This is a genomic window from Duganella sp. 1411 (assembly GCF_017833525.1).
Taxonomy (GTDB): domain Bacteria; phylum Pseudomonadota; class Gammaproteobacteria; order Burkholderiales; family Burkholderiaceae_D; genus Rugamonas.
In genome coordinates this window covers 1,989,211-2,013,217 of sequence record NZ_JAFICD010000001.1, presented here as the reverse complement: position 1 = coordinate 2,013,217, position 24,007 = coordinate 1,989,211, and the positions used below count along the sequence as shown (strand labels likewise).

26 protein-coding genes are annotated in these 24,007 nt (G+C 64.0%); 19 read left to right on the top strand and 7 right to left on the bottom strand.

Annotated features, from left to right (window positions below; translation table 11 throughout):
* Positions 1-15: 15 nt before the first annotated feature.
* From JOD97_RS08260 to clpB, 3 genes are all read left to right on the top strand, one after another.
* The gene (locus JOD97_RS08260) at positions 16-2,514 is read left to right on the top strand and encodes a DUF349 domain-containing protein (protein WP_209715118.1); all 2,499 of its coding nucleotides are present in this window, start codon (positions 16-18) and stop codon (positions 2,512-2,514) included.
* Positions 2,511-2,969: a molybdenum cofactor biosynthesis protein MoaE gene (locus JOD97_RS08255; RefSeq protein ID WP_209715115.1), complete on the top strand. Its 459-nt coding sequence runs from the start codon at positions 2,511-2,513 to the stop codon at positions 2,967-2,969. Before JOD97_RS08260 ends, JOD97_RS08255 begins: the two co-directional genes overlap by 4 nt.
* A 155-nt stretch (positions 2,970-3,124) precedes the next feature.
* On the top strand, positions 3,125-5,725 hold the full coding sequence (clpB, locus tag JOD97_RS08250) for an ATP-dependent chaperone ClpB (protein WP_209715113.1): 2,601 nt from the start codon (positions 3,125-3,127) through the stop codon (positions 5,723-5,725).
* A gap of 94 nt (positions 5,726-5,819) precedes the next feature.
* Here clpB and JOD97_RS08245 read toward each other — a convergent pair whose 3' ends face one another.
* On the bottom strand, positions 5,820-6,611 hold the full coding sequence (locus JOD97_RS08245; RefSeq protein WP_209715109.1) for a helix-turn-helix transcriptional regulator: 792 nt from the start codon (positions 6,609-6,611) through the stop codon (positions 5,820-5,822).
* 104 nt (positions 6,612-6,715) lie between these two features.
* On the opposite strand from JOD97_RS08245, the gene JOD97_RS08240 reads away from it, so the two are divergent.
* The 3 genes from JOD97_RS08240 to aceA all read left to right on the top strand — a co-directional run bounded on the left by JOD97_RS08240 (position 6,716) and on the right by aceA (position 10,011).
* The gene (locus JOD97_RS08240) at positions 6,716-7,942 is read left to right on the top strand and encodes an MFS transporter (RefSeq protein ID WP_209715107.1); all 1,227 of its coding nucleotides are present in this window, start codon (positions 6,716-6,718) and stop codon (positions 7,940-7,942) included.
* Between the two features lie 36 nt (positions 7,943-7,978).
* On the top strand, positions 7,979-8,473 hold the full coding sequence (gene rraA / locus JOD97_RS08235) for a ribonuclease E activity regulator RraA (RefSeq protein WP_209715103.1): 495 nt from the start codon (positions 7,979-7,981) through the stop codon (positions 8,471-8,473).
* Between the two features lie 242 nt (positions 8,474-8,715).
* Complete coding sequence (gene aceA, locus JOD97_RS08230; protein WP_209715100.1) at positions 8,716-10,011, top strand: isocitrate lyase; 1,296 nt, start codon at positions 8,716-8,718, stop codon at positions 10,009-10,011.
* Positions 10,012-10,075: 64 nt separating this feature from the next.
* Here the strand turns inward: aceA and JOD97_RS08225 are convergent, their stop codons facing one another.
* Positions 10,076-10,312 (bottom strand): hypothetical protein, encoded by a 237-nt coding sequence (locus JOD97_RS08225; protein ID WP_209715097.1) that lies wholly within the window; start codon positions 10,310-10,312, stop codon positions 10,076-10,078.
* The gene (locus tag JOD97_RS08220; RefSeq protein ID WP_209715094.1) at positions 10,309-10,566 is read right to left on the bottom strand and encodes a hypothetical protein; all 258 of its coding nucleotides are present in this window, start codon (positions 10,564-10,566) and stop codon (positions 10,309-10,311) included. Before JOD97_RS08220 ends, JOD97_RS08225 begins: the two co-directional genes overlap by 4 nt.
* Positions 10,567-10,742: 176 nt before the next feature.
* Between JOD97_RS08220 and JOD97_RS08215 the strand changes: the two genes are divergently transcribed.
* Positions 10,743-11,672 carry a 23S rRNA (adenine(2030)-N(6))-methyltransferase RlmJ gene (locus JOD97_RS08215; RefSeq protein WP_209715091.1) on the top strand — a complete coding sequence of 310 codons (930 nt, stop codon included), beginning with the start codon at positions 10,743-10,745 and terminating at the stop codon, positions 11,670-11,672.
* A gap of 104 nt (positions 11,673-11,776) precedes the next feature.
* Positions 11,777-13,042 carry an EAL and HDOD domain-containing protein gene (locus JOD97_RS08210; RefSeq protein WP_229264231.1) on the top strand — a complete coding sequence of 422 codons (1,266 nt, stop codon included), beginning with the start codon at positions 11,777-11,779 and terminating at the stop codon, positions 13,040-13,042.
* 135 nt (positions 13,043-13,177) lie between these two features.
* Here JOD97_RS08210 and JOD97_RS08205 read toward each other — a convergent pair whose 3' ends face one another.
* The 3 genes from JOD97_RS08205 to JOD97_RS08195 all read right to left on the bottom strand — a co-directional run bounded on the left by JOD97_RS08205 (position 13,178) and on the right by JOD97_RS08195 (position 15,426).
* On the bottom strand, positions 13,178-13,738 hold the full coding sequence (locus JOD97_RS08205) for a dihydrofolate reductase family protein (protein WP_209715086.1): 561 nt from the start codon (positions 13,736-13,738) through the stop codon (positions 13,178-13,180).
* 326 nt (positions 13,739-14,064) lie between these two features.
* Positions 14,065-14,790 carry an SAM-dependent methyltransferase gene (locus JOD97_RS08200; RefSeq protein WP_209715084.1) on the bottom strand — a complete coding sequence of 242 codons (726 nt, stop codon included), beginning with the start codon at positions 14,788-14,790 and terminating at the stop codon, positions 14,065-14,067.
* A 6-nt stretch (positions 14,791-14,796) separates the two neighbouring features.
* Positions 14,797-15,426 (bottom strand): Maf-like protein, encoded by a 630-nt coding sequence (locus JOD97_RS08195; RefSeq protein WP_209715081.1) that lies wholly within the window; start codon positions 15,424-15,426, stop codon positions 14,797-14,799.
* 136 nt (positions 15,427-15,562) lie between these two features.
* Here JOD97_RS08195 and JOD97_RS08190 point away from each other — a divergent pair, with 136 nt between their 5' ends.
* Together JOD97_RS08190 and rpmF are read left to right on the top strand one after the other, a co-directional pair.
* Complete coding sequence (locus JOD97_RS08190; RefSeq protein WP_209715078.1) at positions 15,563-16,060, top strand: DUF177 domain-containing protein; 498 nt, start codon at positions 15,563-15,565, stop codon at positions 16,058-16,060.
* A gap of 181 nt (positions 16,061-16,241) precedes the next feature.
* Entirely contained in the window at positions 16,242-16,424 is a 183-nt protein-coding gene (gene rpmF, locus JOD97_RS08185; RefSeq protein ID WP_008449924.1) for a 50S ribosomal protein L32, read from the top strand.
* Between the two features lie 39 nt (positions 16,425-16,463).
* On the opposite strand, the gene JOD97_RS08180 is transcribed toward rpmF, so the two are convergent.
* Positions 16,464-16,640, bottom strand: coding sequence for a hypothetical protein (locus JOD97_RS08180; RefSeq protein WP_209717527.1), 177 nt, complete (start codon positions 16,638-16,640; stop codon positions 16,464-16,466).
* Here JOD97_RS08180 and plsX point away from each other — a divergent pair.
* The 9 genes from plsX to JOD97_RS08135 all read left to right on the top strand — a co-directional run bounded on the left by plsX (position 16,612) and on the right by JOD97_RS08135 (position 23,986).
* Positions 16,612-17,673, top strand: coding sequence for a phosphate acyltransferase PlsX (gene plsX / locus JOD97_RS08175; protein WP_209715075.1), 1,062 nt, complete (start codon positions 16,612-16,614; stop codon positions 17,671-17,673). The genes JOD97_RS08180 and plsX overlap by 29 nt on opposite strands.
* A 15-nt stretch (positions 17,674-17,688) precedes the next feature.
* Positions 17,689-18,672, top strand: a complete 984-nt coding sequence (locus JOD97_RS08170; RefSeq protein ID WP_209715072.1) for a beta-ketoacyl-ACP synthase III — start codon at positions 17,689-17,691, stop codon at positions 18,670-18,672.
* Positions 18,673-18,847: 175 nt separating this feature from the next.
* Entirely contained in the window at positions 18,848-19,789 is a 942-nt protein-coding gene (fabD, locus tag JOD97_RS08165; RefSeq protein ID WP_209715068.1) for an ACP S-malonyltransferase, read from the top strand.
* A 59-nt stretch (positions 19,790-19,848) separates the two neighbouring features.
* Entirely contained in the window at positions 19,849-20,595 is a 747-nt protein-coding gene (gene fabG / locus JOD97_RS08160) for a 3-oxoacyl-ACP reductase FabG (protein WP_209715065.1), read from the top strand.
* A 153-nt stretch (positions 20,596-20,748) separates the two neighbouring features.
* Complete coding sequence (acpP, locus tag JOD97_RS08155; RefSeq protein ID WP_008449912.1) at positions 20,749-20,988, top strand: acyl carrier protein; 240 nt, start codon at positions 20,749-20,751, stop codon at positions 20,986-20,988.
* Between the two features lie 31 nt (positions 20,989-21,019).
* The gene (fabF, locus tag JOD97_RS08150; RefSeq protein WP_209715062.1) at positions 21,020-22,267 is read left to right on the top strand and encodes a beta-ketoacyl-ACP synthase II; all 1,248 of its coding nucleotides are present in this window, start codon (positions 21,020-21,022) and stop codon (positions 22,265-22,267) included.
* A gap of 183 nt (positions 22,268-22,450) precedes the next feature.
* Positions 22,451-22,879, top strand: a complete 429-nt coding sequence (locus JOD97_RS08145; protein ID WP_209715059.1) for a hypothetical protein — start codon at positions 22,451-22,453, stop codon at positions 22,877-22,879.
* Between the two features lie 79 nt (positions 22,880-22,958).
* Entirely contained in the window at positions 22,959-23,561 is a 603-nt protein-coding gene (rpoE, locus tag JOD97_RS08140; RefSeq protein WP_209715056.1) for an RNA polymerase sigma factor RpoE, read from the top strand.
* A 62-nt stretch (positions 23,562-23,623) separates the two neighbouring features.
* A complete protein-coding gene (locus JOD97_RS08135) occupies positions 23,624-23,986 on the top strand; it encodes a sigma-E factor negative regulatory protein (RefSeq protein WP_229264230.1) in 363 nt (120 codons plus the stop codon).
* Positions 23,987-24,007 lie beyond the last annotated feature (21 nt).

The window sequence follows — 24,007 nt, the reverse complement described above, 5'->3', positions numbered from 1 at the left end:
ATCACATAGCGCACCATGTTCGATTTCATCTTTAAGCGCACTACCGACCAGCCGGCCGCCGCCGCCACCCCGCCGGCGGCCCCGGAGCAGGCCGCCGCCGCCTTGTCGGCCAGCCGCCGCGACGAGCAGGCGCGCCGCGCCGCCGCGCTGGCCGGCGATGAGGCCGCCGCCGTCGAGCTGATCCTCCACAGCGAATTCGCCGGCGTGCGCCTGGCCGCCGCCGAGCATGTGCAGTCGCAACCCTATCTGGAGCAGGTGCAGCAAGCGATGCGCAACACCGACCGCCGCGTCGCCAAGCTGATGCAGGGCCGGCTCGACGCCATCCGCTACCAGCAGGCCGAGCTGCAAAAGGCCCAGGCCTGCCTCGACCACGCCAACCGCCTGTTGCAGGACGAAAAGCTGACGCCGAACCAGGTGGCCGAGCTCGATCGCCAATGGAACATCACCTCGGCCGTGCCGGAGCTGGCCGTGCCGTACGACGCCGCCCGCGCCGCGCTGGCCGCCCGCCTGCAGGCGCAGGTCGAGCTGCAGCGCGCCATCATCGATGCGATGGCCGCCGTGCGCCAGCTGCCGGCCGCCGGCCTGGCGCCGGACGAGGCGGCGCAGGCGCTGGAGCGCCACACGGCCGCGCTGGCCGAATACCGTGACGCGCCCGAGCACAACGCGCTGCCCAAGCACCTGCTGAGCGATTTCGCGCAGGCGCTGGAGCAGGCGCGCGCGGCGCTGTCGGCCGCCGTCCAGCCGGCGGCGCCGGTTGCTTCGGCTTCGGCTTCGGCCGAACCCGCCGTGAGCGACGGCGGCGCGGGCGACGCCGCCCCGGCCGCCGCGCTGGCCGATCCGTCAAGCCAGGCCAAGCCGGCCAACGCCAACCCCGCCAAGGGCCCGAAACCGCCCAAGGCCGCGCAGCCGCCCAAGGAAACCGACAAGAAATTCCTCGAAACGCTGGACGCGCTGGAAGCGGCGCTCGAGCAAGGCTCGCTGCACGCCGCCGCCGAGCACGATAAGTGGCTGAAAGAACACAAAACCCGGCTGACGCCGGCGCAGACGGACCGCCTGAACCACGTCCGGGCCGAGCTCAAGCGTTTGGGCGACTGGGCGCGCTGGGGCGGCAACGTCTCGCGCGAAGAGCTGGTCAAGGCGGTCGAGGAACTGCCGGCGCTGGGCTTGCCGATGAGCGAACTGGCCAAGAAGGTCGGCAGCATGCGCGAGCGCTGGAAGGCGCTCGACACCGTCTCCGGCCACGCGCCCAAGAGCCTGTGGGAGCGGTTCGACACCGCCTGCACCACGGCCTACGCGCCGGCGGCGGCGCACTTCAAGCAGCTGGCCGAGGAGCGTCACGCCAACGCCGCCAAGGCGCAGGCGCTGATCGACGAAACCCATGCGATGGCGGCGGCCGCCGCCAGCGACAACGCCGACCTGAAGAACGTCGCCGCCGCCGGCCAGCGCCTGCGCCAGGTATGGGGCCGGCTGGGCACCATCGACCGCAAGGAAAAGCGCAAGCTCGACCAGGCCTTCGACAAGGCGCTGGCGCAGATGCTGGCGCCGCTGTCGGAGCAGCGCAAGATCGAAACGGCCAAGCGCGAGCAACTGATCGCCGAAGCCGAGCAGTTGCAGCCGTCGGACCGCCACACGCTCGACAAGCTGCGCGGTTTGCAGGAGCGCTGGCAGGAACAGGCCAAGGCGCTGCCGCTCGAACGCAAGGTCGAGCAGGCGCTGTGGCAGCGTTTCCGCGCCGCGTGCGACGCCATTTTCGCGAAGCGCAAGGAAACCGCCCACGCGGCCGACCACGAGCGCAAGGCCCATCTGCACGCGCGCGAGGCCATCTGCAAGGAGCTGGAAACGGCCACCTTCAGCGGCGACGACAAGGCGCAGCTGGCGGCCATCGCCAAGGCGCTGCGCGACGCGGCCGCCGCCTGGAACGCCTCCGGCACCGTGCCGCGCGCGGCCGAGGCCAAGATCGCGCAGCGCTACCAGAGCGCCGTGGCCGCCGTGCAGGGGCAGGCGGACGCGATCAAGCGCCGCGCCGGCGCCGCCCAGGCCAACGCGCTGCGCGACAAGCTGCGGCTGTGCCAGGCGCTGGAGAGCGCCATCAGCGGCGCCGCCGGCGCGGAAAACACCGACGCCGCCGGGTGGCAGGCCCGCTGGGCCGCGCTGCCGCCGCTGGCGCCCGAGTACGAGCGCGCGCTGCACGGGCGCTTCACGGCTGGTCTGGCCGCGCTGGACGGCAACCGCGCGGCCTACGCCGAGCAGCTCGAGCGCAACCGCGCCAGATTGCTGGACGAGGTACTGCGGCTGGAGATCGTCGCCGGCGTCGACAGCGGCGCCGAATTCGCGCGCGAGCGGTTGAAAATGCAGGTCGAAGTGCTGCAATCGTCGCTCAAGTCGGGCCAGAAGCCGCTGACGGCCGCCGCCGCGTATCTGCAGTTGTGCGCGATGCCGGCCCTGGCCGACGCCCGCACCGCCAGCCGCATCGAGCAGCTGTTCCGCCGCATCGGCGCGTCGGAGCGGGCATGAGCTTGAACGAAGTCCGCATCCAGACCGGGGATTTCGATCTGAGCGCCGAGGTGGCGCGGCTGCGCGCGGCCAATCCGAAGATCGGCGCGATCGTCACGTTCGTCGGCGTGGTGCGCGATCTGAACGAGGGCGCCGAGGTGGCTGAGATGGAGCTGGAGCATTATCCGGGCATGACCGAGCAGTCGATCGCCGCCATCATCGAGCAGGCCAGGGGGCGCTGGCCGACCTTCGGCGCGCTGGTGATCCACCGGGTCGGGCCGCTCAAGCCGCTCGATCAGATCGTGCTGGTGGCGGCGACGGCGGCGCATCGCGGCGAGGCGTTCGCGGCTTGTGAATTTATTATCGATTATTTGAAGACCGAGGCGCCGTTCTGGAAGAAGGAGCAGACGCCGGAGGGGGCGCGGTGGGTCGATGCGCGCGTCAGCGACGATGCCGCGTTGGATAAGTGGCGCTAGCGCGACACGTTCAACCCGCAATTCGGCGCCAGGGGTCGTACCCCGTACGGGGTACGACCCCGCCCTGCCGGGTTCGGCATCGCGTCCACCAAGCCCTTGAAAACTGCCCATATAGCACTATCTAAGCGATAAGTTAAATATATCGGAGCAATTCCATGCGGCAAGATAAACTCACCACCAAACTCCAGGAAGCCTTGTCGGACTCGCAGAGTCTGGCCGTGGGCAACGACAACCAGTACATCGAGCCGGTGCACCTGCTGACCGCGCTGCTGAACCAGGACGACGGCAGCGCCCGTTCGCTGCTGCAGCGCGCCGGCGTCAACGTCGGCGGCCTGACCAAGGCCCTCAAGGCCTCGCTCGACCGCTTGCCGAAGGTCTCCGGCACCGGCGGCGACGTCCAGGCCAGCCGCGAGCTGGTCTCGGTGCTCAACCTGGCCGACAAGGAGGCCCAGAAGCGCGTCGACCAGTTCATCTCCAGCGAGATGGTGCTGCTGGCGCTGGCCGACGACAAGTCCGACGCAGGCAAGCTGGCGCGCGAGAACGGCCTGTCGCGCAAATCGCTGGAGGCGGCCATCGACACCGTCCGCGGCGGCGCCAAGGTCGACTCGCAGGAAGCCGAGGGCCAGCGCGAGGCGCTGAAAAAATACACGCTGGACCTGACCGAGCGCGCCCGCGCCGGCAAGCTCGATCCGGTGATCGGCCGCGACGACGAAATCCGCCGCGCCATCCAGGTGCTGCAACGCCGCAGCAAGAACAACCCGGTGCTGATCGGTGAGCCGGGCGTCGGCAAGACCGCCATCGTCGAAGGCCTGGCGCAGCGCATCGTCAACAACGAGGTGCCCGATTCGCTCAAGGGCAAGCGCGTGCTGGCGCTCGACATGGCGGCGCTGGTCGCCGGCGCCAAGTACCGCGGCGAGTTCGAGGAACGCCTCAAGGCCGTGCTCAAGGAGCTGGCGATGGACGAGGGCCAGACCATCGTCTTCATCGACGAGATGCACACGATGGTCGGCGCCGGCAAGGCCGAGGGCGCGATGGACGCCGGTAATATGCTGAAGCCCGCGCTGGCGCGCGGCGAGCTCCATTGCGTCGGCGCCACCACGCTCGACGAATACCGCAAATACATCGAGAAGGACGCCGCGCTGGAGCGCCGCTTCCAGAAGATCCTGGTCGACGAGCCGACCGTGGAGGCGACCATCGCCATCCTGCGCGGCCTGCAGGACAAGTATGAGCTGCACCATAAGGTCGCCATTTCGGACGCCGCCATCATCGCGGCGGCCGAGCTGTCGCACCGCTACATCACCGACCGCTTCCTGCCCGACAAGGCGATCGATTTGATCGACGAGGCGGCGGCCAAGATCAAGATCGAGATCGATTCCAAGCCGGAGGTGATGGACAAGCTGGAACGCCGCCTGATCCAGCTGAAGATCGAGAAGGAAGCCGTCAAGAAGGAGAAGGACGAGGGCTCGCGCCGCCGCCTGGACCTGATCGAGGAGGAGATCGCGCGCCTGCAACGTGAGCTGAACGACTTCGAGGAGATCCTCAAGGCCGAGAAGGCGGTGGTGCAGGGCAGCACCCACATCAAGGAAGAGATCGAGCGCATCAAGCTGCAGATGGAGCAGGCCACGCGCGAGAGCAACTGGCAGCGCGTCTCGGAGCTGCAATACGGCCGCCTGCCGGAACTGGAGGCGCAGTTGAAGCAGGCCGAGACGGCGTCGGCCAACGGCGTGTCGCTGGAGAAGAACACGCCGCCCAAGCAACGGCTGCTGCGCACCGAGGTCGGCGCCGAGGAGATCGCCGAGGTGGTTTCGCGCGCGACCGGCATCCCCGTCTCGCGCATGATGCAGGGTGAGCGCGACAAGCTGCTGCACATCGAAGAGAAGCTGCACGAGCGCGTGGTCGGCCAGGACGAGGCCATTGCCGCCGTGTCGGACGCGATCCGCCGTTCGCGCGCCGGGCTGTCCGATCCGAACCGTCCGTATGGTTCGTTCATGTTCCTGGGGCCGACGGGCGTCGGCAAGACCGAGCTGTCGAAGGCGCTGGCGGGCTTCCTGTTCGATACCGAGGAATCGATGATCCGCATCGACATGAGCGAATTCATGGAGAAGCACTCGGTGGCCCGCCTGATCGGCGCGCCGCCGGGCTATGTGGGCTACGACGAGGGCGGCTATCTGACCGAGGCGGTGCGCCGCAAGCCGTACAGCGTGATTCTGCTCGACGAGGTGGAGAAGGCGCATCCGGACGTGTTCAACGTGCTGCTGCAGGCGCTCGACGACGGCCGCATGACGGACGGGCAGGGACGCACGGTGGACTTCAAGAACACCGTCATCATCATGACGTCCAATCTTGGGTCGCATAAGATCCAGGCGATGGAGGAGTCCGACCCCGGCGTGGTCAAGCTGGCGGTGATGGCGGAGGTGCGGTCGCACTTCCGGCCGGAGTTCATCAACCGGATCGACGAAATCGTCGTGTTCCATGGCCTCGATGAGAAGAACATCGGCGCCATCGCCAAAATCCAGTTGTCGATCCTGGAGCAGCGCCTGGCCAAGATGGAGATGACCTTGTCGATCACCGACGCGGCGCTGCACAAGATCGCCGAGGCGGGTTACGATCCGGTGTATGGCGCGCGGCCGTTGAAGCGGGCGATCCAGCAGCAGATCGAAAATCCGCTGTCCAAGCTGATCCTGCAGGGGCGGTTCGGGCCGAAGGACACGATTCACGTCGACGTCGAGAACGGCGAGCTGGCGTTCCGCGCCTGATTGGGCGGGGCGGTAACCCGAAAAGGTCGGGGTCGTACCCCGTGCGGGGTACGACCCCTGTTCGCCGCCGTGCGGGTTGAACGGTTCCCGCTCGTTATCGCTGCTCGAAAAACGCCGACGGGCTGTTGCCGAAGGTTTTTTTGAACATCGCCGAAAACGCCGACTGGCTGGCGTAGCCCAACTCCGCCGCCACCTGCGACAACGGCATGCCGCGCGCGATCAACGGCGCGGCATGCGCCAGCCGCACCTGCCGGCGCCACTGCACGAAACTCATTCCCAACTCCCGCTCGAACAGCCGCGTTAGCGTGCGGTCCGATGCGCCCACGTGGCCGGCCCACTGCTGCAAGGTCAGCTCCGCGCCCGGATCGGCGATCAGCGCGTCGCACAGCGACTTCAGACGTTTGTCGGCCGGCAGCGGCACGCGGATCGGCCGCACCGCGCAGCGCGGCAATTCATCCAGGATCATCTCCCCCAACAAGCGCTCCCGCGCCGATTGCTCGTGCTGGTCGTGCTGCTCCAGTGCGGCGATCAGTTCGCGCAGCAGGCTCGAAACCTCGACCACCTTGCACTCGTTGCCCGGAAACGGCGAGCGGTCCGCGTGCACGCACAACGGCCGCAGGCGGGTCGGCTCCAGCACCGTGACCGCGTGCACCACGTCCGGCGCGATCCATATCGCCCGCTGCGGTGGCACGATCCAGCTGCTGTTGTTGGCCGTCACCCGCATCACGCCTTGCATCGCGTAGGTGAACTGGCCCCACGGATGGTGATGCGGCAGCAGGTGGGCGTCGGCCGGCAGGTCGCGTCCCGACATCGTCAATGGGCGCTCCGGCGTCGGGTAGTCGCAATTCCAGTCGAATTGCGTGTGCGTGACGATAGGGATGGGCATGAATTCGGGCGGATGGCGTAAACGCGATAAAAGTTGTCTCTCTATCTTAAATCAGACTGCCGCGGATTGCTACACTTGGTCACCACGCCATATGGAGAAACAGGATGACCGACAAAACACTGCTGCGGCAGGACGCCCAAGTGATCTCGCTGGTGGGGCTGGCCCACGGCACGTCCCACTTCTACCACGTGATCCTGGCCGCGCTGATCCCGTGGCTCAAGCCGGAGTTCCACCTCAGTTACGCCCAGCTCGGCTTGCTGATGACGGTGTTTTTCGCGGTCTCCGGCGTCGGCCAGGCCATGGCCGGCTTCGTGGTCGACCGCTTCGGCGCCCGCGCCGTGCTGTTCAGCGGCATCGCGCTGCTGGGGCTGTCGGCGCTGGTGCTGGCCGGCGCGCACAGCTACGCCCAGCTGATGGCCGGCGCCTTCCTGGCCGGCTGCGGCAACTGCGTGTTCCATCCGGCCGATTACACCTTGCTCAACCAGCGCGTGTCCAGGGCGCGGCTGACGCACGGCTTTTCGGTGCACGGCATCAGCGGCAATATCGGCTGGGCGCTGTCGCCGTTGTTCCTCACTTTTGTTGCGGCCCGCACCGACTGGCGCACGGCCTTGCTGGGCGCCGCGCTGCTGCCGCTGGGCGTGCTGGCGCTGCTGCTGTGGAACCGCCACGCGCTGCGTCCCGACCCGGTCGCCGCGCCCGCGGTCGTCATCGTCGGCGGCCCCGCGCCGGCCGGCGCACTCGACTTCCTGCGGCTGAAGGTGGTGTGGATGTGCTTTGGCTTCTTTCTGATCTCGGCCGTGGCGCTGGCCGGCATCCAGACCTTCGCCGCCACCAGCCTGGTGAGCTTGTACGGCATGTCGCTGCAATGGGCGACGTCGGCCTATACCTGCTTTATGTTCGCGTCGGCCGTCGGCATGCTGTACGGCGGCTTCCTCGGCGCCGGCAGCCGCCACCACGACCGCATCATCATGCTGGCGTTCGCCGGCGCGGCCCTGCTGGCGCTGGTGCTCGCCGCCGCCGTGGTGCCGGCGTGGATGGCGATTGTGTTGATGGGCTTGATCGGCCTGGTTACCGGCATCGCCGGGCCGTCGCGCGATCTGATGATACGCGGCGCGGCCCCGGCCAACGCCACCGGGCGCGTGTTCGGCGTCGTCTATTCCGGTCTGGACAGCGGGCTGGCGCTGGGTCCGTTGCTGTTCGGCGCGCTGATGGATGCCAACCATCCGGCCGGGGTGTTCGTCTGCATCGCGCTGTTCCAGGTGCTGGTGATCTTCACCACGATAGGCGTCGGCAACAACAGCCGCGTGGCCGGCGTCCCCAAAACAGCATAGAATTGCCGTCATCCCAATCAGCCGCGAGGTAGGACGATGAGCTTTGCCACCACCGATTTGTGCGACGACAATCCCACCTTGCTGGAGGATGGACGGTTGGCCGTCTTGCCGCCGGTGTTCCGGCAGTTCGGCAAGCACGTGCGCTTCTTCGGACGCGTCACCACGCTCAAGGTGCACGAGGATAACGCGCTGGTGCGCGCGGTGCTGGAGACGCCGGGCGAGGGCAACGTGCTGGTCATCGACGGCGGCGGCAGCCTGCGGCGGGCGCTGGTCGGTGGACAGTTGGGCTTGCTGGCCCAGGATAACGGCTGGGCCGGCATCGTGGTCGACGGCTGCGTCCGCGACACCGACGAAATCAACGCCTGCGAGATCGGCGTGCGCGCGCTGGGCGCCCATCCGCAAAAGAGCGGCAAGAAGGGCACCGGCGAGCGCAACCTGCGCGTGCATATCACCGGCGTGGCCGTCAACCCGGGCGACTGGATCTACGCCGACGCCGACGGCATTGTGGTGGCGCAGCAAAAACTGGCCTGAGCAATTTCTCATCATGCGGGAAATGCGTTTCACATCGCGGAAACCGATGTGGTGGCGCAGCATCGCGCTTTTTCATGCGGAGGAAGATGCTTCCGCATGATGGAAAGTCCAACCCAACTCCTTGATTTTTAATGTAAATATATTAGTCATCTATCTTATATAAGACCATTCGTGCGCTGCACAAAAAGGTCTACTATTGGCTCAACGGCTTTTTATTTCATCATTAAATCAAGGAGGACACCATGGCAACTCGTGAACAGCAAATCGCGGACCTGCAAGCGGACTGGGACACCAACCCGCGCTGGAAGGGCGTGACCCGCAGCTACACGGCCGACGACGTGGTGCGCCTGCGCGGCTCGCTGCGGATCGAGCACACGCTGGCCCGGCGCGGCGCGGAAAAGCTGTGGGATCTGCTCAACAACGAGCCCTTCGTCAACGCACTGGGCGCGCTGACCGGCAACCAGGCGATGCAGCAGGTCAAGGCCGGCTTGAAGGCGATCTACCTGTCCGGCTGGCAAGTGGCCGGCGACGCCAACCTGGCCGGCGAAATGTATCCCGACCAATCGCTGTATCCGGCCAACTCGGTGCCGATGGTCGTCAAGCGCATCAACAACACTTTCCAGCGCGCCGACCAGATCCAATGGTCCGAGGGCAAGGACGACATCGATTTCTTCGCGCCCATCGTGGCGGACGCGGAGGCCGGTTTCGGCGGCGTGCTGAACGCCTACGAACTGATGAAGGCCATGATCGAGGCGGGCGCCGCCGGCGTGCACTTCGAAGACCAGCTGGCGTCGGTCAAGAAGTGCGGCCACATGGGCGGCAAGGTGCTGGTGCCGTCGCGCGAGGCGGTCGACAAGCTGACGGCGGCGCGCCTGGCGGCCGACGTCATGGGCACGCCGACCTTGGTCATCGCCCGCACCGACGCCGAGGCGGCCGATCTGCTGACCTCCGATATCGACGACAACGACCGGCCGTTCTGCACCGGCGAGCGCACCGTGGAAGGGTTCTACAAGGTCAAGCCGGGCATCGAGCAGGCGATCGCGCGGGCGCTGGCCTACGCGCCGTATGCCGATCTGGTGTGGTGCGAGACAGGCAAGCCGGACCTGGCGTTCGCCAAGCGCTTCGCCGAAGCGGTGCACGCGCGCTTCCCCGGCAAGATGCTGGCCTATAACTGCTCGCCATCGTTCAACTGGAAGAAGAACCTCGACGACGCCACCATCGCCAGGTTCCAGAAGGAGCTGGGCGCGATGGGGTACAAGTTCCAGTTCATCACGCTGGCCGGTTTCCACGCGCTCAACTACGGCATGTTCAACCTGGCGCATGGCTACGCGCGCCGCCAGATGTCGGCCTTTGTCGAACTGCAGGAGGCTGAGTTCGCCGCCGCCGAGAAGGGCTTCACCGCCGTCAAGCACCAGCGCGAAGTGGGCACCGGCTACTTCGACGCCGTGACCCAGGCCATCCAGAACGGCCAGTCGTCGACCACCGCGTTGCACGGTTCGACCGAGGATGAACAGTTCTTCGACAAGAAGGTCGCGTGATCGCGGCCGCATAGAAAAGCCCCCATGCGCCGTTGTGGCGGATGGGGGCTCGCGCGCCGGATGCTTACGCTTTGGGCGCGGCCTTTTGCAGATGCGCGTCCAGATGTTGCCGCAGGCGCTGCTGGAAGACGTTGGCGTCCTGGATGACGCCCATGTCGTCGTCCACTTCCACCATATGTGTTTGGTGGCCCTCCGCGAACGAGACTGTCGCCTCGACCTCGCCTTGTTTCCCCGACAGGGAGTGACCCTGCACGGCACCAAGAATGTTACCTTGGTCGTCGGTGATGATGGTCATTTTCATACCATGCCTCCGCCTTGTAAGTTGTGAAAAGCGCCGCCGATGCCGCGATTGTGGATCTGCACGAAATAGGTGGCGTTGCCGTTGTTTTCCTTGCGCTTGGCCTGCTCGTCGGCGACGTGCACGGCACCCAGGTTCGGTGCTTTGACGTCGGCCGAGGCGAACTGCGTGCCGCGGTCGTCCGGATAGCTGTAGCTCCAGAACGCCGTTTGGCCCGGCGCCAGGAAGGTGAGCGGGCCTACATTGTTGAATGCCATGATCTCCTCCAAAAAGTCCGCCGCGTCGACGAATGCCGGCGCGGTCCTTCCATCTTAGTCACGACGATCGAGCCCGCCTTGACGCAAACGATGCGGGGCCTTTTTTGTCCGGACGGGCTTTCTAGTGGATAATGCGGGATTGTGTTGCACCATCTATTTTAGGAAGTACCCTAGCTATGTTGAGTTACCGCCACGGCTTTCACGCTGGCAATCACGCCGATGTATTGAAGCATTTCGTGACCATCCAGCTGATGCAGTATCTGAACCAGAAAGATACCGCGTACAGCTATATCGACACGCACTCCGGCGCCGGCGTGTACGCGCTCGACGGCACGTTCGCGTCCAAGAACGCCGAATACGACACCGGCATCGGCCCGCTGTGGGAGCGCACCGACATGCCCGCGCCGATCAAGGAATACGTCGACCTGGTCAAGGCCATGAACCCCAGCGGCAAGATGCGCTACTACCCGGGCTCGCCGTACATCGCCGACCAGGTCGCGCGCGAGCAAGACCGGCTGCGCCTGTTCGAGCTGCACCCGGCCGATTCGAAGCTGCTGGCCGATAATTTCCGCAAGCTCGACGAGCACGCCGCGCAGCAGGGCATCCGTCCGACCACGCGCGGCAAGCGCGTATTGGTCACCCGCGGCGACGGCTTCCAGGCGCTCAAGGCGCTGCTGCCGCCGCCGTCGCGCCGCGCGCTGGTGCTGATCGATCCGCCGTACGAAGACAAGATGGACTACAAAAAGGTCAAGGACGCCCTGGCCGACGCGTTGATCCGCTTCCCGACCGGCACCTACGCGGTCTGGTATCCGCTGCTGCAGCGCATGGAATCGCGCCAGTTCGCCGACAAGCTCAAGCAGTTGCAATGCAACGACTGGCTCAACGTCGTGCTGACCACGCACACGCCGATGCCGGACGGCTTCGGCCTGCACAGCAGCGGCATGTTCATCCTCAATCCGCCGTACACCTTGGAACCGATGCTCAAGGAAGTGATGCCGTGGCTGGTCAAGGCGCTGGCCAAGGACGCCGGCGCCCGATTCACGCTCGAGAGCGGTAAACCGACTGCTACGCGCAACACTGCCGCCCGTCGTCCCGTTTCTCGATAGAAAAATGTTGTCAAGACGGTAGGAGCGGGGGTAGTCTGGCGGTTAGCGGGTCGCTTCTCCCTATGGTGACCCGGACAATGCCATCGCAGATTGGGATATTATTGATGACAGCGCCTGAGCTGCCGCCGTCCAAGCTTGCGGACAATTTCTTCCTGGCCCGCCAGCCCATTCTCAACCGTGGGCAGCGGCTGGTCGGTTACGAATTGCTGTTTCGCGACGCGCACACGGCCGATACGGCCAACATCACCAATCACGCCCAGGCGACCGCCACCGTCATCGCCCACGCGTCCGAGCTCGGCATGGAGCATGTGGTCGGCGATCAAATGGCCTTCGTCAATGTCGACGGCGTCGGCCTGATGAGCGATTTCATCCGGTTTCTGCCCAACGACAAGGTCATCCTCGAAATCCTCGAGTCGGTCAAAGCCACGCCGGACGTGCTCGACCGCATCCGCGAGCTCAAGCAGGCCGGCTTCCGCTTCGCGCTCGACGACGTCATCGGCGAATCCGAAGACGTGCAAAAGCTGCAGCCGCTGTGCGACGTCATCAAGGTCGACATCCAGGACATGCGGCCGGGCACCTTGCCGGCGCTGGCGCGCGTGCTCAAGAATCCCAAGCAAAAGCTGCTGGCCGAAAAGGTCGAGACGGTGGAGCAATTCCGCCAGTGCATGGATCTCGGCTTCGAATATTTCCAGGGATATTATTTCGCCCGCCCGGTGATTTTGAGCGGCAAGAAGATCTCGCCGTCGCAGCGAAGCGTGCTGCATCTGCTCGAGCTGATCGACGCCGACGCCAGCAGCCACGAGATCGAAAGCAGCGTCAAGCACGACGCGCTGATCACGCTCAATTTGCTGCGGCTGGTGAACACGCCGGCGGTCGGCACGCGTTACCGCATCAACTCGGTCGGCCACGCGCTGATGGTGCTGGGGCGGCGCCAGCTCAAGCGCTGGCTGCAGATTTTGCTGTATGTGAAGGCCGGTGGCGCGCAGGAATTCACGTCGCCGCTGCTGCAGCTGGCCACCACGCGCGGCAAGACCATCGAGCTGATGGTCGAGCATCTGCGGCCGGGGCAGCGGGTCAGCGCCGATATCGGCTTCACGGTCGGGGTGATGTCGTTGATGGACACCTTGTTCTCGATCCAGATGCGCGACGTGCTCGAGAGTGTGAACGTGCTCGACGAGGTGAGGGCGGCGCTGCTGCACCGGAGCGGCGATTACGGCAGCATGCTCAGCTTGATCGAGCACATCGAGCGCGGGCGGGAAGAGCAGGTGCTGGCGCAGATGCTGAGCCAGATGTCGCTCAGGCCGGCCGAGCTGTATTCGATCCAACTGGCGGCGATCGAGTGGGTGACGGAATATACGCGCGGTTTCTGACCACGACCGGGGGTCAAGTCTAACATTCGTACACGTCCTGATCAGTAAATGACGTGGCAGAACAAGGTGAGGCTTGGTCGAGGGCCAGTTAGGTCACAGATGTGGTCGTGTATGAATGTTAGACTTGACCCCCCTCTAAGTCAGCGCGCGCCGGTAGTGCAGGGCGATCGCGCCGTTGCGCAGCGGCTTCGCCGAAATCAATTCAAGCCGTCGCGTGCCGGGCAGACCGCTCTCGTACAGTGTCGGGCCGTGGCCGGCGATCCGGGGGTGGACGAGTAATTTGTATTCGTCGATCAGATCCAGTCGGTCCAGTTCGGTCGCGAGTTTGCCGCTGCCGAGGAGCACGCCGTTCGCGGTCGCGTCCTTGAGCGTTTGTATGCCTGCGAGTAGGTCGCCGGCGATGTGGTGGCTATTGGTCCACGGGAAATCGCTTCGCGTCGAGGACACCACGTACTTCGGCTTGGCCTCCAGCTTGACCGCCCACTCGCGCATCGCCGGGGGTGCCTCCACGTTGCCGCTGGCGACCGCCGGCCAGTAACTTTCCATCATCTCGTAGGTGGTGCGGCCCCAGAGCATCGCCCCGGCCTCGTCCATGAGGTGGGTGAAGAAGGCGTGGGTTTCGTCGTCGGCGATGCCTTCTTGATGGTCGATGCAGCCGTCGAGGGTGACGTTGATGCTGAAGGTTAAGAGTCCCATGGTGTGCTCCGTATAAGCTTGAGCCAGGTCACTAATTCATGTGCCGCCGATACGCATGCATGGCGGATTACGCTACGCTAATCCGCCCTACGAGGTTGTGAATAAATCGAAATTTTCGGAAAAGCTGCTAACTAGGCTCCGCTTGCGTCGATGTCTAATTTTTTGGCCCTTTAAAACGGCCTACAATCGATTTTCGCGAGGGCGGTAAGGGGGCGAGGACCCCTTCGCCAAAACACCTTTTTGATTTTTTGATTTATTCACACACTCTACGTGTTTCCACGGTGTCTCCACGGTGTTTCGTCGTTCGGGCGGGGTGATGCTGTTCTTTACTGCGCTAGCAGCAGGAATACCGTCGGCTTTTTGTGGAAGTCCGGCGCCTTGGCGCTTTTCCATTGCGTTGCCGTCATGGTGCGGATCGTTTCCGACGCGAGACTTAAATCCGTCGCGACGCAGACCAGCGTGCCCGGCGCGCATGCTGTCACCAGCGCTTCCAGCATCGCGGCGTTGCGGTAGGGCGTTTCGATGAACAGCTGCGTTTGCTTTTCCTTGCGCGAGCGCGTTTCCAGCTCCTTGATGCGCGTGGCGCGCTGCGCGGCGTCGGTCGGCAGATAGCCGTTGAAGGCGAAGCTTTGCCCGTTCAGGCCGCTCGCCATGACCGCCAGCAGCAGCGACGACGGCCCCACCAGCGGGCGCACCGGAATGTTGTGCTGATGCGCCAGCCGTACCAGGTCGGCGCCGGGGTCGGCCACCGCCGGCACGCCGGCTTCCGACACCAGGCCGCCGTCGCGCCCCGCCAGCAGCGGCGCCAGCAGGCCGGCCAGCGCGGCCGCCGGCGTGTTGACGTTCAGCTCGGAGATCGTGATCTCCTGCAACGGCTTGGCCAGCGGGTGGTTGGCGTTGACCAGCTTGAGGAAGGCGCGCGCGGTCTTGGCGTTCTCCGCCACGAAGTAATCCAGTTGCGAGGTGATGCGCTGCACCTGTTCGGGCAGTACGGAGGCGAGCGCTTCGGTCTCGCCCAGGGTGTTCGGTATTAAAAAGAGGGTGCCGGGCATATAAATCTACTTAGTATTGAAAAAGGAAACGCCTATCTTGCGCAGCATGCCTGTCAGCGCGATCAAAGGCAAGCCGGTGAGGGCGGTCGGGTCGCTGCTGTCGATGCGCTCGAGAATGGCGATGCCGAGCCCTTCGTTCTTGGCGCTGCCGGCGCAGTCGTACGGCTGTTCGATGCGCAGGTAGGCGTCGAGCTCGGCGTCCGGCAGGTCGCGGAAGGTGACGACCGTCTGGACGTCCTCGACCTGGGCGCCGGCCGCCGGGTCGGCGGCGCGGCCGTCCCAGACGCACAGCGCGGTGTGGAACACGACTTGTCGTCCGCGCATCTTTTGCAGCTGCGCCAGCGCGTTGGCGTGGTCGCCCGGTTTGCCGATCTGCTCGTCGTCGAGCGTGGCGACCTGGTCGGAGCCGATGACGATGCAACCGGGCACTTTGGCGGCCACGGCGGCGGCTTTTTCGCGCGCGAGGCGCAGCGCCGTGGCGCTCGGTGTTTCGCCGGCGGCGGGCGTTTCGTCGATGTCGGGCACGGCCACGTCGAACGGCAGTTGTAGCCGTGATAATAATTCCTTGCGGTAGGCCGAACTGGAGGCCAAAACGAGCCGTTGCGGGGCGATTTGAGCGGTTGCGCTTGATGTCATAGGGGGAATGTTATATGCTCTGTCGCCGGCCTGGACAGAGACGGAAAAAGACGAAAAACAGGAAAAAGCCGAGCAGGCTTTGACTTGATGCCGAAAACCCTGTTATTATCGCAGGTTTTCCGGGGAATTTTCTGTAATGAATGCTATTGTCATCGACGCTTTTGAGTTTTGTCGGAGCAACGGCAGCCACGAAGGCGTGACGCCTGTTGCTGAAATGACCCGCCTGACCAAGGATTGTGCCGATACCTCGGGCACCATCACCTGGAAGGTCGAAGGAGGCACCGGCAAGATGGGCTTCCCGCAGATGAAGCTGTCGGTCGCCGGCACCGTGCAATTGGTCTGCCAGCGCTGCCTGACCCCATACGCTCACACCATCGATTCGTCGACGCTGTTGATGCTGGGTAAGGATGATCAGCAGGCGGATGAAATCGAAGAAATGATCGACGACGAGACGATCGACGTGATCGTCGGCAGCCGCAGCATGGCGGTGGCGGATCTGGTGGAAGACGAGGCGCTGCTGGCATTGCCGCACACGCCGAAACACGATGTCTGCCCCGATAGCGCCCTGCTGGACAAGGCGAAAAGCGAGAAGATCTCGCCGTTCGACGCCCTCAAGGGCCTCAAATCCGAATAAGTAGTGTGTAAAGAACGTGCCAGGCACGTGTTGTAGTCGAGTATGGCAAGTCAGTAGGGCAATGTAGTAAATCTCAGTTTAACTATGCCGGTTAGGTTTTGCCGGCAGGATACTCGATTCGCATGTATTTGCTGGTCGATTGTGTTAAAATTTTAGAACTTATGTATTAGGAGTCATTAACATGGCAGTTCAACAGAACAAGAAGTCCCCTTCGAAGCGCGGTATGCACCGTTCGCACGATTTCCTGGTTGCTCCACAACTGGGCATCGAGCCAACCACCGGCGAAACCCACCTGCGTCACCACATCAGCCCTAACGGCTTCTATCGTGGCCGTAAAGTCCTGAAAACCAAAAACGACGAGTAATCGACGCTTTTGCTGGACCCGGAAATAGGCGGTGCTGTCTTATGAAGCATCGCTTTTTCTTTTTTCATCGGCTGCAATCCTCTTTTGCACACCGTCATTTTGAAACGCGTAGACCGGGATTTCAGTGGTCCGCCGCTTGCCGCAGCTTGCCCAGACAAGGGCTGGAGCGTGGTACTGAATCAAAACAATGACAATCAAAATTTCTATCGACTGCATGGGCGGAGATCACGGTCCATCGGTCACTATCCCCGCAGCTATTTCCTTCGTCAAACGCGAACCAGAGGCTGAACTGATACTGGTCGGTTTGGAAGACGTTATCCGCGCAGAATTGAAAAAACATCACGCCGACGCGCATCCGCGCCTGTCCGTCGTGCATGCATCCGAACAAGTGACGATGGACGATCCGCTCGAAGTGGCGCTGCGCCGCAAGAAGGATTCGTCGATGCGCGTGGCCATCGAGCAGGTCAAGGGCGGCAGCGCCCAGGCTTGCGTGTCGGCCGGCAACACCGGCGCGCTGATGGCGGTGGCCCGCTACGTGCTCAAGACCATGACCGGCGTCGACCGGCCGGCCATCTGCAGCATCATGCCGAACCAAAAGGGCGGCCCGACCTATATGCTGGACCTGGGCGCCAACGTCGATTGCGAACCGCATCACCTGCACCAGTTCGCCATCATGGGCTCGGTGCTGGTGTCGGCGATGGAAGACATCGCCCGTCCGACCCTGGGCCTGCTCAACGTCGGCACCGAGGACATCAAGGGCAACGACGTCGTCAAGGCCACCAGCAAGCTGCTGCAGGCCGACCACGAGCGCGGCGCGCTGAACTTCTACGGCAACGTCGAGGGCAACGACATCTTCAAGGGCACCACCGATATCGTCGTGTGCGACGGCTTCGTCGGCAACGTCACCTTGAAGGCGGTGGAGGGCGTGGCGCGCTTCTTCGCCGATACCGTCAAGACCGAATTCAAGCGCACCCCGCTGACGATGCTGAGCGCCCTGATCGGCGGCGGCGCGTTGAAGGCCATCAAAAACCGCCTGTCGCCGTCGCGCTATAACGGCGCCAGCCTGCTCGGGCTGCGCGGCCTGGTGTTCAAGAGCCATGGCGGCGCCGACGCATATTCCTTTGAATGGGCCATCAAGCGGGCGTATGATGCTGCCAGAAATGATGTGTTGCCGCACATTTCGACGTTAATCGCCGAACTCATGCCGCGCAACACGGAAACTCCGGAAGTACCAAGCTCAACTATTTAGTGAATGGTGGACGGCATGACTTTGTACAGCAAAATTATCGGCACCGGCAGCTATCTGCCCGAGAGGCGTGTCACCAACCAGGATTTGACTGATCAGCTCGCCGCGAAGGGGATCGAGACCTCGGACGAGTGGATCGTCAGCCGCAGCGGCATTTCGGCGCGCCACTTCGCCGAGGCGGGCCAGAAATCGTCCGACCTGGCGGTCCACGCGGCCAAGCGCGCGCTCGAGATGGCCGACCTGCAGCCCAACGATATCGACTTGATCATCGTGGCCAGCTCGACCCCCGATTTCTTCGGCAGCTTCCCCAGCACCGCCTGCATCGTCCAGCAAAAGCTGGGCATCACCAACAACGGCGCCGCCGTCGACGTGCAGGCCGTGTGCAGCGGCTTCGTCTACGCGCTGTCGACCGCCGACGCCTTCATCCGCGCCGGCATGAACAAGAACGTGCTGGTGATCGGCGCCGAGGTGTTCTCGCGCATCCTCGATTTCAACGACCGCACCACTTGCGTGCTGTTCGGCGACGGCGCCGGCGCCGTGGTGCTGACCGCCTCGAAGGAGCCGGGCGTGCTGGCGACCGCGCTGCACGCGGACGGCCGCCATTCCGGCATCCTGTGCATGCCCGATTCGTTCGGCGGCGCGGTGGCCGGCGAGGCTTATCTGTACATGGACGGGCCGGCGGTGTTCAAGCTGGCCGTGTCGGTGCTGGAAAAGGTGGCCAACGAGGCGCTGGAGAAGGCCGAGATGTCGCAGGATCAGATCGACTGGCTGATTCCGCACCAGGCCAATATCCGCATCATGAACAGTACCGCCAAGAAGCTGGGCCTGCCGCTGGAGAAGATGGTGGTTACCGTCGATCAGCACGGTAATACGTCGGCCGCGTCGATTCCGCTGGCGCTCGATGCCGCGGTGCGCGATGGGCGCATCCAGAAGGGCCAGAACATTCTGATGGAGGGTGTTGGCGGTGGCTTTACCTGGGGCGCTGTCCTGGCGCGTTTTTAACGCGGAATTAGAATTAGAGTTCTAACGGGCTCCGGCTGTAACGCATGCTTGGCGGATTACGCTTCGCTAATCCGCCCTACGTGTCTCCTCGTGCGATCATCCGTCGTGGTCCACGCGTGGTCACCACGGTTGGCGGCGTCGGTTGGATTCCTATATTTATAAGATGGATTGCGTGATGACTAAATTTGCTTTTGTATTTCCAGGCCAGGGTTCCCAGGCGATCGCGATGATGGACGGCTTCGCCGGCAATCCGGTGGTGGCGCAGACCATCGCCGAGGCGTCCGACGCGCTGAACTTCGACCTGGGCAAGCTGATGGCCGAAGGTCCCAAGGAAGAGCTCGACCTGACCACCAACACCCAGCCGGTCATGCTGACCGCCGCCGTCGCCGTCTACCGCGCGTGGCTCGCCGCCGGCGGTCCGCTGCCGTCGGTGGTCGCCGGCCACAGCTTGGGTGAATACTCGGCGCTGGTCGCCGCCGGCGTGATCGCGTTCAAGGACGCGGTGCCGCTGGTGCGCTTCCGCGCCCAGGCGATGCAGGAAGCCGTGCCGGTCGGGCAGGGGACGATGGCCGTGGTGCTGGGCCTGTCGGACGACGACGTCCGCGCCGCCTGCGCCGAGGCGGTCGCCGCCACGCCGGGCTCGGTGGTCGAGGCCGTCAACTTCAACGCGCCGGCCCAGGTGGTCATCGCCGGCGAGACCGCGGCCGTCGAGCGCGCCTGCGAGATCGCCAAGGCCAAGGGCGCCAAGCGCGCCATGAAGTTGCCGGTGTCGGCGCCGTTCCATTCGTCGCTGCTGAAGCCGGCCTCGGACCGCCTGCGCGACTACATGGCCGAGCTGAGCTTCTCGGCGCCGCAGATCGCGCTGATCAACAACGTCGACGTCGCCGTGCTCAACGACCCGGCCGCGATCAAGGACGCGCTGGTGCGCCAGGCCGCCGCGCCGGTGCGCTGGGTCGAGACGATGCAAAAAGTCGCCGCCGACGGCATCACCCAAGTGGTCGAGTGCGGCCCGGGCAAGGTGCTGATGGGGCTGACCAAGCGCATCGACGCCACCCTGGTGGGCGACGCCATGACCGATCAGGCCTCGCTGGAGCGCGTTTTGACCTCGCTCAAGTAAAACGGCCGGGTAAATCAAAGAACTTCAGGCACACTCGTTATTTACGTAGAAGGACAACCATGAATTTAGCAAACCAAGTCGCCCTGGTCACGGGCGCATCGCGCGGCATCGGCAAGGCCATCGCCCAAGAGCTGGCCCGCCAGGGCGCGCGCGTGATCGGCACCGCCACCACCGAGGCCGGGGCCGAGGCGATCAGCGCCTACCTGGGCGAGTTCGGCGCCGAGGCCGGCAAGGGCATGGTGCTGAACGTGACCGACGCCGAGCGCTGCGCGGCCGTCATCGACGAGATCGGCAAAACCTTCGGCGCCGTCGGCATCCTGGTCAATAACGCCGGCATCACGCAGGACCAGCTGGCCATGCGCATGAAGGACGAGGAATGGGACAGCGTCATCGCCACCAACCTCAGTTCGGTCGGCCGCTTGTCGCGCGCGGTATTGCGCGGCATGATGAAAGCGAAAACTGGGCGTATTATTAACATCACGTCGGTGGTGGCGTCGGCCGGCAATCCGGGCCAGATGAATTACGCCGCCGCCAAGGCCGGCGTCGAGGGCATGGGCCGCGCGCTGGCGCGCGAGATCGGCAGCCGCAACATCACCGTCAACAGCGTGGCGCCGGGCTTCATCGACACCGACATGACCAAGGCGCTGGGCGAGGAGCAACACGCGGCGCTGCTGACGCAGATTCCGCTGGCGCGCCTGGGCAAGCCGGAGGATATCGCCGCGGCGGTCGCCTTCCTGGCCTCGCCGCAGGCGGCCTATATCACCGGCACTACCTTGCACGTGAATGGCGGTATGTATATGAATTGATGGGTTCTGGCATCGAAAAAATGCCGTTCCCGTCTTTTACCAGTGATTTCGGAATAGTTTGCAGCAAATTAGCGGCAGACACCGAAATTAGTTTTTCAGTGCGCAAACCTGATAAAATGCGCGCTTTCCGTAACAAACAAATGGAGCCATAACATGTCGGATATCGAACAACGCGTTAAGAAAATCGTCGCTGAGCAACTGGGCGTCGCCGAAGCAGACATCAAGATCGAATCCTCGTTCGTCGACGACCTGGGCGCTGACTCGCTGGACACCGTCGAGCTGGTGATGGCCCTGGAAGACGAATTCGAAATGGAAATCCCTGACGAACAGGCAGAAAAGATCACGACCGTTCAGCAAGCGATCGACTACGCTACTGCACACGTCAAGGCCTGATTTACCGCCCGATCGACTTTAGGAGAATCGCTTGAGAGGTTCTAAAAACCGTCGTGTTGTCATTACCGGCCTGGGCGCCGTCTCACCGATCGGCAACAACGTTGCCGACACGTGGGCCGCGGCGCTCGAAGGCAAGTCCGGTATTGCCACCATCACCAAGTTTGACGCGCAAGCTTTCAGTACCCGTTTTGCCGGTGAAGTCAAAGGCTTCAATATCGAGGACTACATCTCGGCCAAGGAAGCCCGCCATATGGATACGTTCATCCATTACGGCATGGCGGCCGGCATCCAGGCCGTGCAGGATTCCGGCGTGGTCGTCACCGAGGACAACGCCGACCGCATCGGCGTCATCATCGGTTCCGGCATCGGCGGCCTGCCGATGATCGAAGAGCAGAAGGAAGACTACGACAAGCGCGGTCCGCGCCGTATTTCGCCGTTCTTCGTGCCCGCCTCGATCATCAACATGATCTCCGGTAACCTGTCGATCAAGTACGGCATGCGTGGCCCTAACCTGTCGATCGTGACGGCTTGCACCACCGGCCTGCATTGCATCGGCGCCGCCGCTCGCCTGATCGAGTACGGCGATGCCGACGTGATGGTGGCCGGCGGTGCCGAGTCGACCATTTCGCCGCTGGGCCTGGGCGGTTTCGCCTCGGCCAAGGCGCTGTCGTCGCGCAACGACGATCCGGCCACCGCGTCCCGTCCATGGGATACGGACCGCGACGGTTTCGTGCTGGGCGAGGGCGCCGGCGTGATGGTGCTCGAAGAGTACGAACACGCCAAGGCGCGCGGCGCGACGATCTACGCCGAGCTGCTCGGCTTTGGCATGAGCGCCGACGCCTACCACATGACGTCGCCGTTGGAAGACGGCGCCGGCGGCAGCAAGTCGGCCCAGGCCGCGTTGCGCAACGCCGGGGTCAACCCCGACCAGGTGCAGTACGTGAACGCGCACGGCACCTCGACGCCGCAGGGCGACGTGGCCGAGGTGCAGGGCATCAAGCGCACCTTCGGCGAGCACGCCAAGAAGCTGGTGGTCAATTCGACCAAGTCGTTGACCGGCCACCTGCTGGGCGGCGCCGGCGGCCTGGAGGCGGTGTTTACGGTGTTGGCGATCCACCATCAGGTGTCGCCGCCGACCATCAACCTGTTCAACCAGGACCCTGCCTGCGACCTGGACTTCTGCGCCAACGTCGCCCGGCCGATGAAGATCGAGTACGCGCTGAAGAACTCGTTCGGCTTCGGCGGCACCAACGGTAGTCTGCTGTTCGGCAAGCTGTAAAAAAAGTGTGAAAAGTTCGCCTTCGGGTTGAACTAAATCCGGGCTCACCTGGTCCAACCATGGTGAGCGAGGATTCGGCGCTGGCATTCGCCAGCGCCAGAATTGCCCAGCCTCGCGCTGGCGCTTCCAAGCTGTGTTGTTTCCCCCTATTTTTTTGTGTACGCGTTTTGTGGTGCTGCCGTCATGTCGATCGCGGTGTCTGTCGTCGTTCGCCCCTCGTCCGGCTTGCGCTTCTTGCATGCCGGGCTGTGCAGTTGTGTGGCGATGTCGGCCGCGCTGTGTCCGGGCGTGGCAGCGCCGCTGTTGTGCGTGGTGGCCGGCCTGCTGGGCTGGGTGACGGGGCGTCCCTGCGGTATCGCGCTCCACCTTGATATATCCGGTGTCGGCCGCTTTCGGCTGGCGGTATACCAAGAACCAGGGACGACGCTGCGCCTGCTGGACGGGTCGACCCTGTGGCCGGGCATGTTGCTGTTGCGCCTGGGTGGCGATGACGGCAGGGTGCGGTGGGTGCTGGTGCTGCCGGACGGGGTGACGCGGCCTGAGCTGCGCGCTTTGTCGCTGGCGTGCCGTTCCGTCGCTGGACGCACTGAAATAAAAACGCCAACACTGTGAACTTCTTGCAGCGGGCTAACTCTATAGCATATATGACTATAAGATTCGGCGATGCTGCAGGCCACTGAGGAATGCAGGAGTGACGACAGAACGTGAGTGTGACCAGATGCTGGTCGACCGGGTCCGGGCCGGTGACAAGCAGGCGTTTGATCTGCTGGTGGCGAAATATCAGCGCCGCTTGATGCGCCTGCTGTCGCGTATCGTGCATGATCCCGCCGAGGCTGAAGATGTGGTACAAGAGACGTTTATCAAGGCGTACCGGGCGTTGCGGCATTTTCGCGGCGACTCCGCCTTCTACACGTGGTTGTACCGTATTGGCATCAACACCGCCAAGAACTTCCTGGCGACGCAGGGCCGCCGCACGCCCACGTCGACCGAAGCGGACGCGGAACAGGCGGAAGCCTTTAACGATGGAGAGCAGTTACGTGACATTAATACGCCGGAATCCATGCTGGCAAGCAAGCAAATCGCGCAAACGGTCAATGCGGCGATGGATGCCCTGCCGGTCGATTTGCGGACCGCGATCGCCTTGCGCGAAATCGAGGGATTGAGCTATGAGGAGATTTCAGACATCATGGGCTGTCCCATCGGTACGGTCCGCAGCCGCATATTCCGTGCCCGCGAAGTCATCGCCGAAAAATTGAAGCCTTTACTGGACATGCCGATTGACAAGCGCTGGTAAGGCGGTGATGATGGCAATTGTTGTTGACGTCCGGAAAGTGTCGACTAGGCGGCACGAGGTGGATGTGTTTTAAGATGGCGGGATATGCGATGGATACCCAGAAAAGACTGCACGAAAACATCTCGGCGTTGGCCGACGGTGAGCTGCCGCACAGCGAACGGGAGCTGGCGTTCGCCGCGCTCGACACTGCGGAAGGGCAGGCGGCCTGGCGCGCTTATCACCTGACCGGCGACGTGCTGCGCGACGAGGCCGACGGCACCCTGAGTGCGGGCTTCAACGCCGCGCTGGCGGCCCGCCTGGCGGCCGAGCCTGCCCACGAGGTGCCGCCGTTCGCCGACGGCGCCGCCGCGGATGGGTCCCCTTTGGCGCCGGGCGCGCCGACCGACAAACTGCCGGAGTCCCGCGCGGACGTGATCCTGCCATAATCTCGCCGTAATCCTGCCTTA